General features: G+C 65.4%; 14 protein-coding genes. 5 read left to right on the forward strand and 9 right to left on the reverse strand.

The window, feature by feature from the left end; translation table 11 throughout:
• The first annotated feature begins 17 nt into the window (after positions 1-17).
• The gene (locus VGP60_RS07750; RefSeq protein ID WP_327547195.1) at positions 18-899 is read left to right on the forward strand and encodes a helix-turn-helix transcriptional regulator; all 882 of its coding nucleotides are present in this window, start codon (positions 18-20) and stop codon (positions 897-899) included.
• Between the two features lie 158 nt (positions 900-1,057).
• Positions 1,058-3,166 (forward strand): ATP-binding protein, encoded by a 2,109-nt coding sequence (locus tag VGP60_RS07755; protein WP_327547196.1) that lies wholly within the window; start codon positions 1,058-1,060, stop codon positions 3,164-3,166.
• Here VGP60_RS07755 and VGP60_RS07760 read toward each other — a convergent pair.
• The 3 genes from VGP60_RS07760 to VGP60_RS07770 are packed head-to-tail and all read right to left on the reverse strand — an operon-like array spanning position 3,082 to position 5,733.
• A complete protein-coding gene (locus VGP60_RS07760) occupies positions 3,082-3,378 on the reverse strand; it encodes a hypothetical protein (RefSeq protein ID WP_327547197.1) in 297 nt (98 codons plus the stop codon). The genes VGP60_RS07755 and VGP60_RS07760 overlap by 85 nt on opposite strands.
• Entirely contained in the window at positions 3,375-4,571 is a 1,197-nt protein-coding gene (locus VGP60_RS07765) for a hypothetical protein (RefSeq protein WP_327547198.1), read from the reverse strand. Before VGP60_RS07765 ends, VGP60_RS07760 begins: the two co-directional genes overlap by 4 nt.
• Positions 4,564-5,733 (reverse strand): nucleotide sugar dehydrogenase, encoded by a 1,170-nt coding sequence (locus tag VGP60_RS07770; protein ID WP_327547199.1) that lies wholly within the window; start codon positions 5,731-5,733, stop codon positions 4,564-4,566. Before VGP60_RS07770 ends, VGP60_RS07765 begins: the two co-directional genes overlap by 8 nt.
• 270 nt (positions 5,734-6,003) lie before the next feature.
• On the opposite strand from VGP60_RS07770, the gene VGP60_RS07775 reads away from it, so the two are divergent.
• On the forward strand, positions 6,004-9,027 hold the full coding sequence (locus VGP60_RS07775; protein ID WP_327547200.1) for an AfsR/SARP family transcriptional regulator: 3,024 nt from the start codon (positions 6,004-6,006) through the stop codon (positions 9,025-9,027).
• Positions 9,028-9,524: 497 nt separating this feature from the next.
• A complete protein-coding gene (locus VGP60_RS07780) occupies positions 9,525-9,872 on the forward strand; it encodes a hypothetical protein (protein ID WP_327547201.1) in 348 nt (115 codons plus the stop codon).
• Positions 9,873-9,874: 2 nt separating this feature from the next.
• Here the strand turns inward: VGP60_RS07780 and VGP60_RS07785 are convergent, their stop codons facing one another.
• Complete coding sequence (locus tag VGP60_RS07785; RefSeq protein ID WP_327547202.1) at positions 9,875-10,414, reverse strand: M15 family metallopeptidase; 540 nt, start codon at positions 10,412-10,414, stop codon at positions 9,875-9,877.
• A 98-nt stretch (positions 10,415-10,512) separates the two neighbouring features.
• Positions 10,513-11,616, reverse strand: a complete 1,104-nt coding sequence (locus VGP60_RS07790) for an NAD(P)/FAD-dependent oxidoreductase (protein WP_327547203.1) — start codon at positions 11,614-11,616, stop codon at positions 10,513-10,515.
• 244 nt (positions 11,617-11,860) lie between these two features.
• Here VGP60_RS07790 and VGP60_RS07795 point away from each other — a divergent pair, with 244 nt between their 5' ends.
• Entirely contained in the window at positions 11,861-12,253 is a 393-nt protein-coding gene (locus VGP60_RS07795; protein ID WP_327547204.1) for a hypothetical protein, read from the forward strand.
• 117 nt (positions 12,254-12,370) lie between these two features.
• Here VGP60_RS07795 and VGP60_RS07800 read toward each other — a convergent pair whose 3' ends face one another.
• The 4 genes from VGP60_RS07800 to VGP60_RS07815 form a co-directional block, all read right to left on the reverse strand.
• Complete coding sequence (locus VGP60_RS07800) at positions 12,371-13,237, reverse strand: nucleotidyl transferase AbiEii/AbiGii toxin family protein (protein ID WP_327547205.1); 867 nt, start codon at positions 13,235-13,237, stop codon at positions 12,371-12,373.
• Positions 13,238-13,278: 41 nt separating this feature from the next.
• Positions 13,279-13,875 (reverse strand): type IV toxin-antitoxin system AbiEi family antitoxin domain-containing protein, encoded by a 597-nt coding sequence (locus tag VGP60_RS07805; RefSeq protein WP_327547206.1) that lies wholly within the window; start codon positions 13,873-13,875, stop codon positions 13,279-13,281.
• A 119-nt stretch (positions 13,876-13,994) separates the two neighbouring features.
• A complete protein-coding gene (locus tag VGP60_RS07810) occupies positions 13,995-15,119 on the reverse strand; it encodes a DEAD/DEAH box helicase (protein ID WP_327547207.1) in 1,125 nt (374 codons plus the stop codon).
• A complete protein-coding gene (locus VGP60_RS07815) occupies positions 15,116-16,291 on the reverse strand; it encodes a TOTE conflict system archaeo-eukaryotic primase domain-containing protein (RefSeq protein ID WP_414640303.1) in 1,176 nt (391 codons plus the stop codon). Before VGP60_RS07815 ends, VGP60_RS07810 begins: the two co-directional genes overlap by 4 nt.
• Positions 16,292-16,593 lie beyond the last annotated feature (302 nt).

Below are 16,593 nucleotides of genomic sequence, written 5' to 3' on the forward strand. Positions count from 1 at the left end.
CGATCTACGCTGAAGTCATGGACAACCGCTCCGCCGACGGGGGCAACACCGAACTCCGCGACTTCCTGCGCTCACGCCGCGCCAGGATCGTTCCCGAGGACGTCGGCCTGCCGCGTACCGCCGGCGCGCGCCGGGTGCCCGGCCTGCGCCGGGAGGAGGTCGCCATGCTCGCCGGAGTGAGCGTGGACTACTACGTCCGGCTGGAGCGCGGGCGCAACCTCAACGTGTCCGAATCCGTGCTGGACGCCGTCGCCCGGGCGCTGCTGCTCGACGAAACCGAGCGCGGTCACCTGTTCACCCTCGCGCGGCCCACCCGCGGCCGCCGCCGCCCGATGCCGCCGCAGCGGGTGCGCCTGGGGTTGGAGCGGGTGCTGGACAACTGGACCGACGTCCCGGCGCTGCTGCTGGGCAGGCGCATGGACGTACTGGCCGGCAACCGCATGGCCCGTGCGCTGTACACCGACTTCGACCGGTTGCCGAGGCGCGAGCGCAACATGGTGCATTTCCTGTTCCTCGACGAGTCCGCCCGGGAGCTCTACGCCGACTGGGAGTCCGCCGCGCGGGGTACCGTCGCCGGCCTGCATCTGTACGCGGGGCGTCATCCCGAGGACCCGCAGCTTGCCGATCTGGTCGGCGAGCTTTCGGTGCGGGACAAGGACTTCCGGCAGTGGTGGGCGGAGCACGACGTCCTGCGCCGCGACTACGGCAGCAAGAGCTACCACCACCCGATCGCCGGCGACTTCACCCTGGAGTACGAGGCGCTCAGTCCCACCGGTGACCCCGACCTGGTGCTCGGCCTCTACACCGTCGAGCCCGGCTCGCCCTCGGAGCAGGCGATGAAACTGCTGGCCAGCTGGATCGCCGAACCCGTCCACGATGAAGCGCCTCACACCCTCTGACCTCGGACGTCCGGAGAAATTCCCGCGAGAATCACACTTCCGCCTTGGCCCCGGCATGGCATGGTGTTAATGATCGGCCTTCACCTTGATGCGCTGAGCGTTGCGAATCGGTACCACGAAAGGTGAAGGGGGAGCAGCGGTCGGAGGGGCACAAATTCATGGGGACGGGCGAAAGACCGGTACGGAACGATCTGTCGGGGATCGTCCGGGGCGCGGTGGTCCAATCGGGGTCCATCGGCCAGGTGACGATCAACAGTCCTGGCCCCGATGTCCCCATCCCGTCGCAGTTGCCACCACCGCCGCGTTCTTTCACCAGCAGGGACCGGGAACTGTCCCTGCTGCGCCAATGGAGTGACGACGAAGGTCCGCTGGTCGCGGTGATCAGCGGCCCGGGCGGTGTTGGCAAGACCACCATCGCGTTGCGCTGGCTGCACGACGCCCGCGACAGCTTCTTCGACGGCCAGCTCTACGTCGATCTCGGGGCGTTCGCGCCGAGCGGGCCGATCGAGCCGGAACAGGTGCTGGAGTGGTTCCTGCTGGCGCTCGGTGTCCGTCCTGGGAACGTCCCGTTCGGCCTGGCACCACGGCAAGCGCTCTACCGGACCATGACGGCGGGCCGCGCGATGGCCGTCCTGCTCGACAACGCGTTCTCCGCGGCCCAGGTCCGGCCGCTGCTGCCCGCGTCCGGTGACAGCACGGTGGTGGTCACCAGCCGCTGGCGGCTGGCCGGGCTGAGCCTCGACGGCGGCCGGTTCATCGAGGTGGATCCGCTTTCGGTCGACGACTCGGTGGAGCTGCTCGGCAACATCGTCGGCCGCGGCAGGCTGGCGGGCGAGGACGACCAAGCGGCGGAGCTGGCCCGGCTCTGCGGCGGGATGCCGATCGCGTTGTCCGTGGTCGGGGCGCGGCTTTCGGCGCATCCCCGGCGATCGGTGTCGAGGGAGATCGGGAACCTGCGCAATGACGACAGGCTCGCCACGCTGACTCTTGACGAGTCGTCCGTGGAGGCGATTTTCGACGTGTCGTACACCGACCTGCCGATTCCCGAGCAGCGGGCGTATCGGATGTGCTCACTGCATCCCGGCACGGTTTTCGGCGTGGAGGTCGCCGCGGCCGCGGTCGGCGGACTCGCCGACGACGTCGGGGATTCGCTTGACGCGCTGGTGGATCGCAACCTGATCAAGGAGATCAGCGACCAGCGGTTCCGCTATCACGACCTGCTGCTCCTGCATGCCCGGCGGCAGGCGGAGTGGGCCGACTCGGAGCCCGACCGGCAGGCAGTGGTCCGGCGGGTGGTCGAGTGGTATCTGAACCGGGCGGTGGACGCCGATCTCGTGCTCCGGGCCACCAGGCGCCGGGTCGGGCAACGGTTCCACGAGGACCGCGAGCCCGGGTTCGCCTCCCACCGGGAAGCACTGGAGTGGCTGACGGATGAGCGGCACAACATCCTCCTCGCGGTCCGTTCGGCGGATGAACACGGCTGGGACGGGCTCACCTGGGAATTCTGCGAGGCGATGTGGGGATTCTTCTTACACGCCAGGAACTACGGCGACTGGCTGGAGATGCACGCGATGGGCATCCCCGCCGCCCACCGTGAAAGAGACGTCGTCGCGGAAGCGTGTCTGCGTGCTCAGCTGTGCTTCGCGTTGACGGGTCTTCGTCGTTATGACGACGCGATTCACGAGGGGCACGCGGCACTTCGCCTGATCGAGCGGACGGATGACGAGTCCACCAGGGCCATGGTGCTGGGCGAGCTGGCGGGAGCTGTTCAGGGCAACGGAGACCTGGCGGGCGCGCTCGCGTATCTGAAGCAGGTCAAGGAGATCCGTGCGGTGATCGGCACCGAGCGCGCGGTCGCGTTGGCCCAGCGCAGGATCGGCGAAGTACTCGCCGAACTCGGACGCCACGACGAGGCCATCAAGGCATTGCGCGAGGCCGCGGAGACGATGTCGAGCCTGGATCGGGCACTGCGCGCACGCACCCTCACCAGCCTCGCCTCCGTTTACCTCCGTGCCGGTCGCGGGTCCGACGCACTGCCGCCGTTGACCGAAGCACTGGGTGTCGCCCGCGAGCTTGGCTCGACCCGTTACGAGGCGGAAGCGCTCCTGGTGCTCGGGGACTTCGCCTGGCAACGTGGTGACGTCGACGAAGCACGTGAGCACTGGGCCGTCGCGCACCAGGCCTATTCCGCCAGCGGAGACCCGAAGGCGGCTGAGCTCGCGGATCGGCTCACGAGAACACCGCCGTCGCGAAGCAGCGATTCGTAGGCCTCGGCGGCGACTTGCCCGAGGTCGCCGGGCGGTACCAGCATCTGTTGGCCAGGGCGGGCCGCCAGCAGGATGCCCTGGTTGGTCACCCCGACCGCGACCAGGGCGCAGCCGGTCAGTTCGGCGAGAGTGGCGGCCGCGCGCTCGGCCGCCACCCCCACGGTCGGTTCGTCGCCGAGAATGATGACGTCGGCGAGCTGGAGGCGGTTCACAACGTGACCGGCTCGGGCGGCGGGACCGCGTGAAGCCGCGCTTTTCCTTCGGGCTCGGCCATCTCGAGCAGGCCGTACATGGTGCGCCGCAGGATCGCGGCCGTCTGTCCTGGCCGGGAGGTCAGGAGTTCGGCGATCCGGCCGTCGGGTTCGGCGTGCCGCAGTTGCGGAAGCAGCGGACGCGCGAGATCCAGCCGTGGCGCGGCTTTCGCGACGCGGTCCGCGATGCTGCCGGTTCGAATGGCCCGATCCGGGTAGGCCGCGAGGGTCACAGGTTTGCCGATCGCGGCAGCGTACTGGGTAGTGGATCCGTAGTCACCCAGCACGTGGTCACTGGCCACCGCCGTGGCGCGCCAGCCTTCCTCCGGCGGGATGACACGCAGTCCGTCGTTGATGCAGTCGGCCAACCAAGCTGTCACCTGTCCTCGGCCGTGCACGGCCCACACGTTGGGATGCAGGATCAGCGCGATCCGGTACGGCGTCCCGGCAGCCTCGGTCAGCAGCCGTCGGCACAGCCCGGGATGACGGCCGAACACCGATTCGGTCGACCACGTCGAACTGACGACGACGAGCCGTTCGTGGTCGGCGACACCGAGCGCACGGCGGTAGTCGTCGCGGAAGGAAGCGCTGGCGACCATCCGGTCGTAGCAGATGTCCCCGGCGACCACGGCCACGGGAAGGGCTTCGGGGCATGAGCCCCGGAGCGCGGCGAGGTCGTCGTCGTGAGTCAACCCCAGCGCCGACGGGAGTAGCTTTCCCCGGCGCGTCAACGTTTCCCTCGCCAACCCGATGTGCGGCCGTCCGCCTGGACCGGCGTCGCGGCTGTACTTGAGGGACATCAGGTTCCCGGCGCCGTGCGGGATGACGAGGATCCGGCCGCGGACCTGGTCGAGTCCGGTAGGGCTGGCGCCCAGCACCAGGTCGAATCCGTGGTTGACGGCCTGCTGCCACGGGATCACCAAACCGCCGCCCGCGGCCGCGAATTCGGCCGTGCCGTGCAGGGACTGGTACGAATCCGGGACGGTGTAGAGGGTTTGGATCCGGTGGTCGCCCTGCACCAAGGACACCAGGTCCCGCAGCCGGGTGCCCGCGGTCATCGTCGGGATCACCACCAGCACGGTGCGGCAGTCCGCCCGGGTGACGAGTTTTTCCGAGTCCAGGCCGATGGGGCCGCGTATCCACCGCTCAAGCATCACGAACCTCCACAAAGGACGGAATTCCGGTGGAGCAGTCCACGACCGCCGCTTCGAAACCGCCGACGTCCATCCCGGGATGTTTGGTGACCACCAGGACGAGGTCCGCGACTCCGGGTTCGATCGGCCTGCTCCGCAACTCCGTGCCATCGCTCAGCCGCAGGTTCGGCACGTGGGGATCGTGATAGCCGGCCTCGGTCTCCGCCCGGAGTTCTTCCAGGATGCGCACGCCCGCCGATCGCCGTACGTCGGCGACGCCGGGCTTGTAGGCCACCCCGGCGACGATCACCCGTTGGCCGCGAAGGGAAAGATGCCGCACCACGTTCGTCGGCATGGTGTCGTTGACGGCGATCGCGGCTTCCACGGTCCTCGCCGGGATCCCGCGCCGGCGAGCGGCACTCGCGAAGAACTCGGCACACACCGGTACGCAGTCGCCCCCGGCACCCGGACCGGGGTCGTGCCGGACGAAGCCGTACGGTTTCGTGCTCACGGCGTCGAGCAGCTCCGCGATGTCCACATCGGACTCCCGGCACAACGCCGCGAGCTCGTTCGCCAGCGAGATGTTCACCAGCCGGAAAGTGTTCTCGAAGACTTTTGCCAGCTCCGCGGTGCGGATCGATCCGACGGGGACCGGTTGTTCCCCGAGTTCGCGGAGAAAACGCATTCCCGCCGACAGGCAGTCAGGGGTCGCACCGGCGATCACCCGTGGCACGACGGCGTCCTGTTTCCGGCCCGGATCGACTCGGACCGGCGAATACACGAGGTGAATTCGAGCGTCGGTGCGCCGGGTGAACCGGGGAATGACGACGTCGTCCATCATTCCCGGCGGACAGGTGCTCTGCACGATCACGAGATCACCGTCCCGCAGGGAATCGGTGACCATATCCACCGCGTTCGGCAGATCCCGGCTCGGTACACACAGCAAATGCACGTGCGACTGCGGAACCGGTCCGGTCCGCAGTCGCAGCGGTCCGGCCAGCAGCGCGGAGAACTCGTGCTCGGACACGGTCGCCCGGCCAAAACCTGTTTCACCTGCGAGAATCTCGGCGACGCGCGCCTCCGAGCCGTCCACGCCGACCACCTTGAGCCCGGCGCGTGCCGCCGCGACGACCATCGGCAAACCAGTACAACCCAGTCCCACGACCACGACATCGATATCCATTTCGAACCTCCCCGTCACGCCGGGATTTCCCAGCCGGACCAGGCTGCGAGGCGGAGTGGGACGTTTCGCTGACACGGCTGAGTCATTCCCCTGAATCCGCAGGCCAGCCGGGTTGCGGGGCGTATCCGTGCGGTGTCCGGATTTCGATCCGGGACGAAAGGGGGACAAATAACTGTCACCGATCGGGTCATCGGCCCGGCAGGTAACGACAAGATTTCGGAACCCCCGTTACGCTGGTGAATTCCCGCGAATTGCGGGCAGACTGGTCAATTGTCCGGAGTCACCGGCCAGCGAGGGGAAGCGCTGGTGGAGATCAATTTCAGAATATTGGGCCAGACGGCCGTCCGTGTTGGTGATCGTTTCGTCTCGACGCAGTCCAAGCCGTTGGGGCTGCTTTCCGTCCTGTTGCTGCGCACTTGTCAGCCAGTACCGGTGAGCGAGCTGATCGACTGGATCTGGCCGGACGACAAGGTCCCCGGTGATCCCGCGGGGACGCTGTACACCTATCGCAAGCGGATCTCGGCCGTGCTCGAAAAGATGGACAACCCGCCGAAGATCAACGTCCGAGGCGGTACCTACCGGCTCGACGTCGACCGTGAAGAGATCGATTTCCACGAGTTCCGCGACCGGGTCCGCCGGGCTCGGATAGTCGCGAGGCTGGGTGACCACGCCAGTGCGGCCCTGACCCTGGCCTCCGCCGTCGACGAGCTGTGGACCGGTTTTCCCTTACCCGACCTGGGCGGCGCGCGGGCGGAGAACTGGCGCCGGATGGCGGTCGCCGATCATCTGTTGCCCGCCCACGGTGCGTTGCTGCAAAGCCTGTCGGGTCTAGGTGAGCACGACGAGGTCCTGCGCAGGCTCTCCGATCTTCCCTTGGATCTCCAGGCCGATCTGACTTTGGTCAAGCAGCGGATCATCGCGCTGCGCGGCCTGCAGCGATTCGAAGACGCGACGAGTTGCTTCGTGGGCAATGCCCAACGCCTGATCGACGAAGGCAACGACGACGGCGCGGACGAGCTCAAGCGGTTCCACGAAGAAGTCGCACGGCACGGCCACGATCAGCAGCCGGTGGCCCTGAGTTCACCATCGGCCGCCGAAGTGCTCAACCTGCTGCCGCACGACGTCCCGGACTTCACCGGACGAGAGGTCCTTCTGCGGAAGCTCGACGCCTTCACGACAGCCGCCGAAAGTGAGCCTCCCGCCACCATCACCGTGCTGTCCGGGGAACCGGGGGTCGGCAAGACCGCGTTCGCCTTGCGCTGGGCCCACCAAGCCGGATCGCGCTTCCCGGGTGGCCGGTTCTACAAGAACCTCAACGGATTCGCCGGCGGGCCGAAGGTCGAGCAATCGGAAGTCGTCGCCGAACTGCTGGGAGCACTGGGTTTCCCGGCGGACGGGATACCTTCCGAGGCGGGGCGGATGGTGAAGCTCCGCAGCCTGCTCAGCGGTCCTCGGACCCTGGTGGTGCTGGACAACGTGCGCGACTCGGAGCACGTCCTCCCGTTGCTCGACTGCCTGTCGAACTGCACGGTGGTGCTGACCAGCAGGCAACGGCTGAGCCGCCTGACCCGTGTCGGCGCGTTCAGCCTGCCGGTGCCGCCGCTGAACTACGCGGAAAGCAAGACCTGGCTGGTGAAATGGCTGGGTGAACGGGCCGAGCCGGAATCTGTCGCGATCGGCGACCTGGCCGCCCTCTGCAATGGCGTACCGCTCGCGCTGCGGATCGTCGCCGACCACGTGACCAGCAGACCGAAAGTGCCGCTGGGAGAGTTCGTCGACGAGCTCTGGGACGAGCAGACCCTGCTGGCACTGGGCGACCACGGCGACGGTCCCGACGGCAGCGTGCGAGCCGCCCTCAGCTGGTCCTATCGCGCCCTCGATCCCCGCGAGCAACGGCTTTTCCGGTTGCTGGGCATCAACCCCGGCCCCGACATCAGTCTCGCCGCGGCTGCCGCGCTGCTCGGACAAGACAGCAGGACGACCAAGAAGGGCTTGGACATCCTCGTCGACGCCCATCTCCTGGGACAGCCCGAGTCGCGCGATCGCTACCGATTCCACGACCTGCTCCGCGGCTATGCGCGAGAACTCGCCGTCGAGTCCGATGAGTTCGCCGCGGCGGAGGAGCGACTGCTCGGCTTTTTCCTTGCCTCAGCCCAAAACGCGGACCAAGTCGTGGTCCCCAATGGGGCACGCGTCACCATTCCACCTGTTCCGGCAGGTGTGGTGCCAATAGAGTTCAATGGCGAGAAAAGTGCGATGAAATGGGCATACCGCGAGCGGGTCAATATCATGTCTCTCATTCGATATGCGGTTGATCGTAACAGTGGACTAGAAGTCTATGTTTCCAAGTATCCGAGTGTTATCGGAGAGATATGGACTCGACAAGGCCATGGGGTGGAGGTTGCCGCGGCGTTGCGATTGGCCATTGTTTCCGCACAGAAAATGGGAAATGATCTCGATGCCGCCAGTTGGATGGGAAATTTGGGTTACATCCTGATCGGGCTTCGCGATTTCGAGTCCTCCTGGGAAAGTGTTATGTCGGCAAAGGTTATGTTCGAGCAGATCGGCTACCCGCTGGGTATTGCCATCATGCGGCATCTTCTCGGTAGGATTCAGCTGGAACGTGATGTGCGAAAGGGTATCGAAACCCAGTTGTCCGCACTGGCTGAACTGCGCCGAATCGACGCTCGAGGACAGGAAGTTATTGCACTTTACCGACTGGGTGAGGCTTATCGAAGGGCGGGCAATCTTGACGCTGCGGCATCATTCTGTCGTGATGCGCTGTGGAGTGCTGATCGACTTGGGGATATTCACATCAAGGGCTGCGTGTTTGCCGAGTTGGCGAGTATCCATCTCGAACGCGGTAATCTGGCCGAGAGTCGGGGCTACTGTGAACGTGCCCTGGAGATACACGAGCCGGACGACCCTGCGGAGTCTGGGAAGGTGTACTCCACGCTGGCGTCTATTCATCTTGACCAGCGTGAATACCGTGATGCCGAGCTGTGTGCGCGCCGCGCGCTGACTTTTTGCCGTAGTGCCAGGGACGGTCGTGGGCAGGCAGGGGCGCTGCGGACCATTGCCGAACTGTTGTATCGCCAAGCTCGACACGAGGAAGCCGTGAAGTCCTGGCGAGTGGCCCTCTCGCTCTTGGAGGCGGCGGACGACCGTTATGCGGCTGCCGCGGTACGCAACCGGCTCGCCGAGGTCGCTTCCATACCGCCAGAAATCCCACTTGAGCGCACTGAGGCTATGGAAAATGCATCGCAGAAGCGACGTAGCCCGTTAGTGCCATGACCCTTCGCGATGAAATATTTTCATCTTCTAATCGTCTCCCTGTTAGTGTCTAGATCTCCTCTGCGATGTTTTTCGTACCGGCCTGGGTGGCGGGTCACTCTCTAGAGTTACCGCCCCCCTAGCGCTCTGTGATCAGCCATGTGTCTATATGCTTCGTGGCATTGGATCATCGGCTTGTGAGGAGACTGCAATTAGCACCGCGTTTAAGGCTCTGGCTGGAGTAGCAGCTGCCGGATTTCTTGTGATCGTGCTGTCCACCGCCTCTCAGCACTTCATGTCCTCGCCGCAACCCGGCATCCAAGTTCAGGCAAGCGCCACGTTCGCCAAAAACGGCTCACAGCACTTCATGTAAGACGAGCGGGTGGGCGGGTCACCCCCGCCCACCCTGCTGTTAAATACCGTCAGGTCTGCAGGTTTCTGAAAAGATTCTCCTGCGCCGAGGCCTCTTCGGCTGCTAGCTTGGCAGGGTTGTGCCCGGCGAGTAGAGGAAGTCCGCGATGCCAGAACCGATCCTGATCTCGATTTCGGCTGCGCTCGCGGCCAAGACCATTGTCGGTCTCGTCGACCTGGTCAGGCGGAAGTTCGCCAAGGACCCGGCCGCGACAGCCGCGCTGGAAGCCGCCCAGGCGGCACCCGAAGACCCGAAAGCGGTGCAGGCACTCGCCGAGCACCTGGACACCACCGAGAAGTCGGACGAAAACTTCGCCACCGCCTTGCGTTCGGAGTGGGAAAAGGCCTCGGTGAGCCAGCAGGCGAAGAGCGGCAAGGTGGTCAACCAGATCTCCGGTGATGTCAGCGGAAAGGTCGTGCAGGCCGGAGACATCCACGGTGACATCAGCTTCTGACGTTATCCCGCGGAGTTCGGCAGCGGCGCCGGGCACTCGCCGCCGGGGCTGGTCAGGAGCTCGAAGTGCCACATCTCGTTGGCGTACGCCTGGCACAGGCCGTAGTCCGAACCGTGCTGGATGAGCCAGTCGTCGGCCCTGGTCGGGCCGATGTCGATCGCCTTGCCGGACACGTGCGCCGATTTTTCCGGCGTATTGACGAACTCCCTCGCCTTTTCGAGGCTTCCGTACTTCTCGACACCCTCGTCGAGCAGTCGCTGCTGGTACGCCTTGCTTCGCCAGCCCGAGGTGACGATGAACTCGACGCGGTCCCGCGCGTCCCTGGCCGCCCGCTGGACGGCTGCCAGCAGCCCGGCGTCCAGCTTCTGGATCGCGGGATAGCCGGTGTCGAAGGGGGTGAGGCCCTCGGTGATCTCTCCGTCGTCGGTGGCCGGGGCCGAACTGGTTAGTGACAGCGAGGCTGAGGGGCTCGCGCAACCTGTCAGTGCGATGGCCGGTGCGGTGAGCGCGAGACCGGCTACGACGCAGGTGCGGATACGCACGAGGGGAACTCCGTTCGAAAGGCTGGATCAGGACGTCCCCAAGCCTTGGCGAACCATGTGCGCGGACTGCGATGGCTGTGTAGCAAAACTGCAACGCCTCAGTTCGTCCCGGGTATCAGCTTCGCCACCGCCGGGAAGCGCGCAGCGAGGCTTATCGTCCTGACTGTCGTGCGCACTACTTGCTCCTTTACCACCGCCGCCGGTTTCCCGGTGAGGATGCGGTCGCGAGGCGAATCGTCCGCCCGGACGAGCTGGAACAAACCGTCATGCCTGCCCAAGCTGACGCACTGTGCCGCGTAGGCGAATTTCAGCGGTTGCGGCTCCTCGCCGCGTAGGTCGCGGAGTACGGAGGTGGCGGCATGCGCCCCGAGAGGCAGCGCCGTGGCGCAGGCCATCCGCAGCGGACCGGACTTCGGGGTGCTCGCGGCCGCCGCGTCGCCCGCGACGTAGATGCCGTGGTGCGAAACGGAACGCAGCGACGAGTCCACCTTGATCCGGCCGTTCGTCTCGGCGGTGAGTCCGGCGTCGATCGCGAGCTCGGTGTTGGGGACCATCGACGCGGACCACACGACGACGTCCGTTTCGATGTCGCCGGGATCGGTGACATGGCGGTTCTCCTCGATGCGGACGCCCCTGGCGAGGAGCACGGACCGGATGTGGGCACGGCCCGCCTGCGAGACGCTCGGCGCGATTTCGCCGCCGGTCACCAGCCGGACTTCCCAGCGCGGGTCGAACTCGGCCAGCTCCGTCGCCAGTTCGATCCCGGTGAGGCCACCGCCGACCACCGTGAGTGAGCCCGGGCCGTCGAGCAGTCGCTTGTGGAGCTCCGCCGCGGACTCGGTGGTATAGACGCGCTCTGTTTCCGGTCCGCCGATGGCGGCGGTCCGGCTGCCCAGGGCGTACACCAGCCGGTCGTAGTGGAGTACCTGCCCGTCGTCGGTATGCGCCTGGGCGGACGCTGTGTCGATCCGGGTGATCTTCGCCGGGATATGTGTGACGCCGGCCGGGTCCAGGAATCGGCGCAGGGAATGCGTGACATCGGCACGGCCCGCGGCCTTTTCGTGGAGCCGGACCCGTTCGGTGAAGCGATCGCCCGGATCGACCACGGTGACGTTGACCTGCGGCGCGAGGTTCAAAGCCGCCCGCAGTCCAGCGTATCCGGCACCCACGACAACAACGTCTTCCTTCTTGTTCTTCGTCATGCCCCTTGGACGACGTAGCCCCGATCGATGTGACGTCACGTTGCCGCGCTACGTCGTCCAAAGGGGAGAAAGCGAGTTGACCACCGTGCTCGCCTTCACCGTCCACAACGGACTGATCACCGAGATCGACGCCGTGGTCAACCCCGCGAAACTCCGCCACCTGAAACGCTGAAGGGCCGGGTCATCACATTTTCGGGGGCTGTCTCGTCGTAGGGATATGATTCTCACTGTTCGCAGATTCGTATTGGTCAGTCTCGCCCTCGTCGGTGCGTACACCGGATTCTGGGCCTACTTCGCGCCGCGCCATTGGCACGACCGATTCCCCGGCTTCGGCCGGAGCTGGCTACCGCAGCTGGGCCCGTTCAACGAGCACCTCGCCAAGGACACCGGAGCCATGTTCCTGGCACTGACAGTGTTGAGCCTGATCGCGCTCCGCTATGTCCGCAACGACGTGCTCGTGCGGACAGCGGGGCTGGCCTGGCTCACCTTCAACGTGCTGCACCTGACCTACCATCTGCAGCACCTGCACATGTACGGCACCTTCGACAAGATCCTGAACGTGGTCGGCCTGTCGGCCATCGTGCTGCTGTCGATCGCGCTTCTACCCACGGCCACCAGGCAACGCGCGAACAGCTGAGCGCATAACAACAAAGCCCACCAGTACGATCCCGAAACCGGGAAACTACTGGTGGGCTTTGAGGGCTTTAGCAGGGCTGGAAGGTGGTGCGCCTCAGCGTTTGGATGCCGGGCGCGCTCATAGCCATTCCCATCGGTCGCGGTCCCAGGTCGTTGGGGAAGTAGCGGCGGTTGCTGTCAAGATTGGTTCCCAGAACTGTCGCAACGCGAGAAATGCGCTGTCCAGATCGTGCCACGGAAGCGGGTAGTCCGCGGTGAATCCGGCCCATGGTCCGGCCCAGTGTGCTGGTGGTGCGGCAAGTTTGGGCGGCCAGTCTGTGGCGCGAATCTGGAAAGTCTGCTGTACCGCGGGGGTGAGTATCGAGCAGATGGGCAACCGCACTTGGTCGGCTATTACCAGCATGTCGAACAGGTCCTTGGCGCGGCTACTGGGTTCGTCGGAGTACCGGCGGGTGTAGGCGTGGAGTTTCTCCGCCAGCTGTTGAGCGGGTGTCACCATGGGGATTTCGAGTAGTGGCTCGTCGATGAAGTCGAATGGATTGCGCTGGGCTTTGACCAGTTCGATGGGGCGCGGGTCGTCGGGGTTGATGACGTTGATGTCGAGGCTGAGTTGCTCGAAGACGCGTCCGGCCAAGTTCACGGTCACGGAGTAGCGCAGCGCGCCGGCCTCGCCTTCGCCCTGCAGGGGGCGTGCATCGCCGATGGTGAACCGGAACCAGTCTTGGAGGTCGAGGTCTTCGATCTCGAACAGCACGTCTTCGAGGTCCTGGCGGGTTGCTCGCCAGTTGGTGTCCGCGTCTTTTGTCCCGCGGACCTGAGCTCCTACTCTTGCGATCAGCGCAAGTCCGCCTTTCAGTGCCCAGACGTCCGGTGCTGTGTGGCCAAGTCTGGCCAGCAGCCGGTTGAATGCGGATTCCTTGCGTAAGCGGTTCAGCGGAATCCCGGACGTCTGCGCCTCTGCGCGTAGACGCTGTTCGAGTGCCACCCGAACGCGTCTGCATTGTGGTAGCGGTCTTGTGCGTTCATCTACTCGTCCGCCAATGCGTCGACCACCATGGGTGCGAGCGTTGGAGTGTCGCGGACGAGTCGGCGTAGTTGGCGGCGACTCATGGCGCCTCGTGCGACTGCTTGGTCCACCGCCTGCTGGACCAGTGACGGGTCACTGGACGCGGCCACGTCTTGTAACGTGCGGGCGATTGTCGTTACCTGGACACTGTCCCGTATTTCGCGGTCTGTCTCGGGCAGTGGTGCGTGATGGATCACTACGCCGGGCTGGCGCCCACGGAACTCGCGGCCGACGGTGAGATGGATGCTCGCCGGCATCGCATCGGAGATGCCATGGACGACCAACGCGGTCTCGTGGCTTGCCGCGCTGTCTGGTCCTGCCCACATGCAGGCAGCGACGATGTCTTCGAACGGGTGGGCGGGGAAGTCCCGCAGCCGGTACAAGCCGTAGCGCACGCGCTCGATGTCCCCGCCTTGAGCGCGGCCCGATAGCGCACGGCGTGACACGCCGGCCGCCACGGCTTGCGCCGCGGTGAAGTAGCCTGCATGCGCTTCGGCCAGGTCGTATAGGGTTCGCATCGTGTGGGACACAAATGTCACCCATTCGGTAATCTTCATGTGGAGATCAAGGGTTAACTTACTTCAATGTTACCATATAGGTAACATTGAAGCAGGTTACGGTAAGTGAGACGGTGACTCCGCCGGGCATCTCCGCCGGGCTCGGTTGAGCGACGTGGTCAACGTCGTGGTGGTGGTTTGCGGGGGTCGGGGAAGCCGAGGCTTGTGTAGCCCGGTGCGCGTTTGGCGAGGGATGATGCCAGGACTCCGGTGTCGACGTCGAGGTAGTCGTGGACCTCTGCGGTGCTCTTTCCCGGGTGCCCGCAGAGGATTCGTCCGACGTATTGCACGAGACGTCCCTTGAAGGCGATCGGTGCGGCGAGGAACAGGGCATCCAGGATTGGGCAGTCGAATCCTTCGCCGACGAACGGGCCAGTGGCCACGACCAGCAGTGACGAGCCGTCAGCTGGCGGTTGCAGACGGGCCAAGGCAGCACGTCTGGCTTTGACGCTCATGCCCCCGCGAAGCACGATCGGATCGAGTCCACGTTGCCGGAGTTCCTCGGCGAATCGGTCGACGGGCGCTGTCCATTGGGTGAGCACGAGGCAATGCCTGTCGCGGCCCAGCGCTGAGGTGACGTCGTTGATTACTTGGGTGGTGCGGGCATCGTCGGCGACGAGGTCTCGGTAGATGGCGGCCATTCCGCCGGGTGCGGAGGGCTCGGCGTCGCCGGTGTAGCGGAATTCGGTCTCGTGGACGTGGAGTACCGGTTGTGGTCGTGACGGCGCTCCTGGTTGCGGAAGGTCCAGTCGCGGTGTCCGGTCGTCGTGAGTGTCCTGTGTGGAGTGTGTGATGGTGTGCCGGATCGGGCCGAGTTGGAGGGCGATCAGATCGTCGAGCTTGTCGCGGCGGTACGGCGTCGCGGTCAGCCCTATCCACCGGCGTGCCGCTATCTGCTTGACGGCGTTGTCGAACGCCGCGGCGGGGATATGGTGGCATTCATCCGCGACCACCAGCCCGTAGCCGCTGGTGAGTGACGCGATGTCGTCTTTGCGGGCCAGGGTTTGCAACATGGCGACATCGATGACGCCCCGGACCTTTGTGCGGCCGCCACCGAGTTGCCCTGCCTTGATCCCTAATAGTTCGCCGATTTGTTCCCGCCACTGGTCGGCGAGGGTCTTACGGTCGACCAGTACGAGTGCCGACGTCGCGTGCGCGGCGATCAAGGCGCAGGCGATCACGGTTTTGCCCGCGCCAGGCGGTGCGACCAGTACGCCCAGGTCCTCATTGCGGAGGGCATTCACGGCGGCAGGATGAGCCCGCCGTCGACGGTTTCGTCGTAGTTACGCAGAAACCGCGGAGTGTCCCAGGTGGACATACGCAGCCGTTGACGTTCGTAGAAGATCGGGTTCGGCATGGAAGCCGCGTGTTTCAGGGTCGCGTGCAATGCCGGGGTCAGCTCACCCGACTCCACCCGGATACCGGCTGCCAGACGTGCGTGCAGGATCGGGGGCGACGTGGCGCGGATCCGGGTCGAGACCGGTGCGTCAAGCCGGTCTACGCCCGCACCCACGACGACTCGTCCGGCTCGGCGCGAGATCCGGTTGACCTCCCCAGGAGTCATCCTGCCCAGTGAGGACAAGAATGCCCATTGATCGTCGTGCGGTTCCATGGTGGACAGATCGAGGAATACCGTCACCCCGTCTCGGCGCGCTTTGCCGTGCAGTGGGGCGGCGATCAGATTCCCCACTCCGCCGGTCGGCAGCACGTCTTGCGATGGGAACAGCCGGTCGTAGCTGGCCAGGTCCATGTGCCCGCGTACGGCCATCGCCTCTCGCAGTAGTGCGGTGCCGAGGCGCCGGGCGGTTTCCGCTGGTACGGGTGCGGCGAAGAAGACCCACGCGTGGGCCCCGACCCCCGACCGTGACACTTCCAGCGCTGCCGGGACCGACCACGTCCGGGCGGCTTTCAGGTACGCCAAGGCGTCCAGTAATGCTGCCTGCCCGTCGAAGTCGGCCGCCAGCCAGTTGCACAGATCACCGTCGAGCAGTGGATACAGTCCGATATGCGTCTCACCGGATAGGTGGGAGCGAAGGACTTCTCTGGTGAGCGGCAAATAATTCCGGTCCTCGTGCCGCATTCCCTTGCGCCATCCACCACGGACAGCCGGTAGCCAACCGGCCTTACCGGTACGTGCGTTTTCCCACCGGACGGCGTAGAGGTCGGTGCGGGCCGCGAAGAGTGCTCCGAAGAAGTCGACCTTCGCCTCAGGTGATGATTGCCGACCGACCGGGCCTGGCGGGGCTTCAAAGAAGCCCGTTTGCACGGGGCCAGGAGGGGCGGCTTGCTTCGGCGTCAACTCCAGCAGGCGCAACAACCGCGCGTTCTCCGCCTGCAGGCGCGTAGTCAGTCCACGAAGATCCGCAATCTCCTCCGCAAGCCCCGCCGCATCCTCCGACCGAAGCTCGTCATTCACATCACCACCGTAGAACGCGGAGTGCGATGCACGCCCTCAGCAAGCTCATCAACACCCCATTTGACCTCGCCCGCAGACCACTCATGGCGCGATTGGCACGCTGACCGGCGTGCCGGCTATGACCATGGCCAACGAATATTCAGGTCCAATACGACATTCGGTCGCAGCCCGAAGGTGTCCCCGTTCGCCGGGCAGGGCTGCGGTCCAGCAGAACCGGCGCGATCCTCAGCCGGCCACACAGCGGCCCTACTTCGGGCTTACGCATCAACAAAGCCCACCAATGAAATCCCCGATGTAGGGAA

This window comes from Amycolatopsis sp., from assembly GCF_036008905.1.
GTDB lineage: Bacteria > Actinomycetota > Actinomycetes > Mycobacteriales > Pseudonocardiaceae > Amycolatopsis.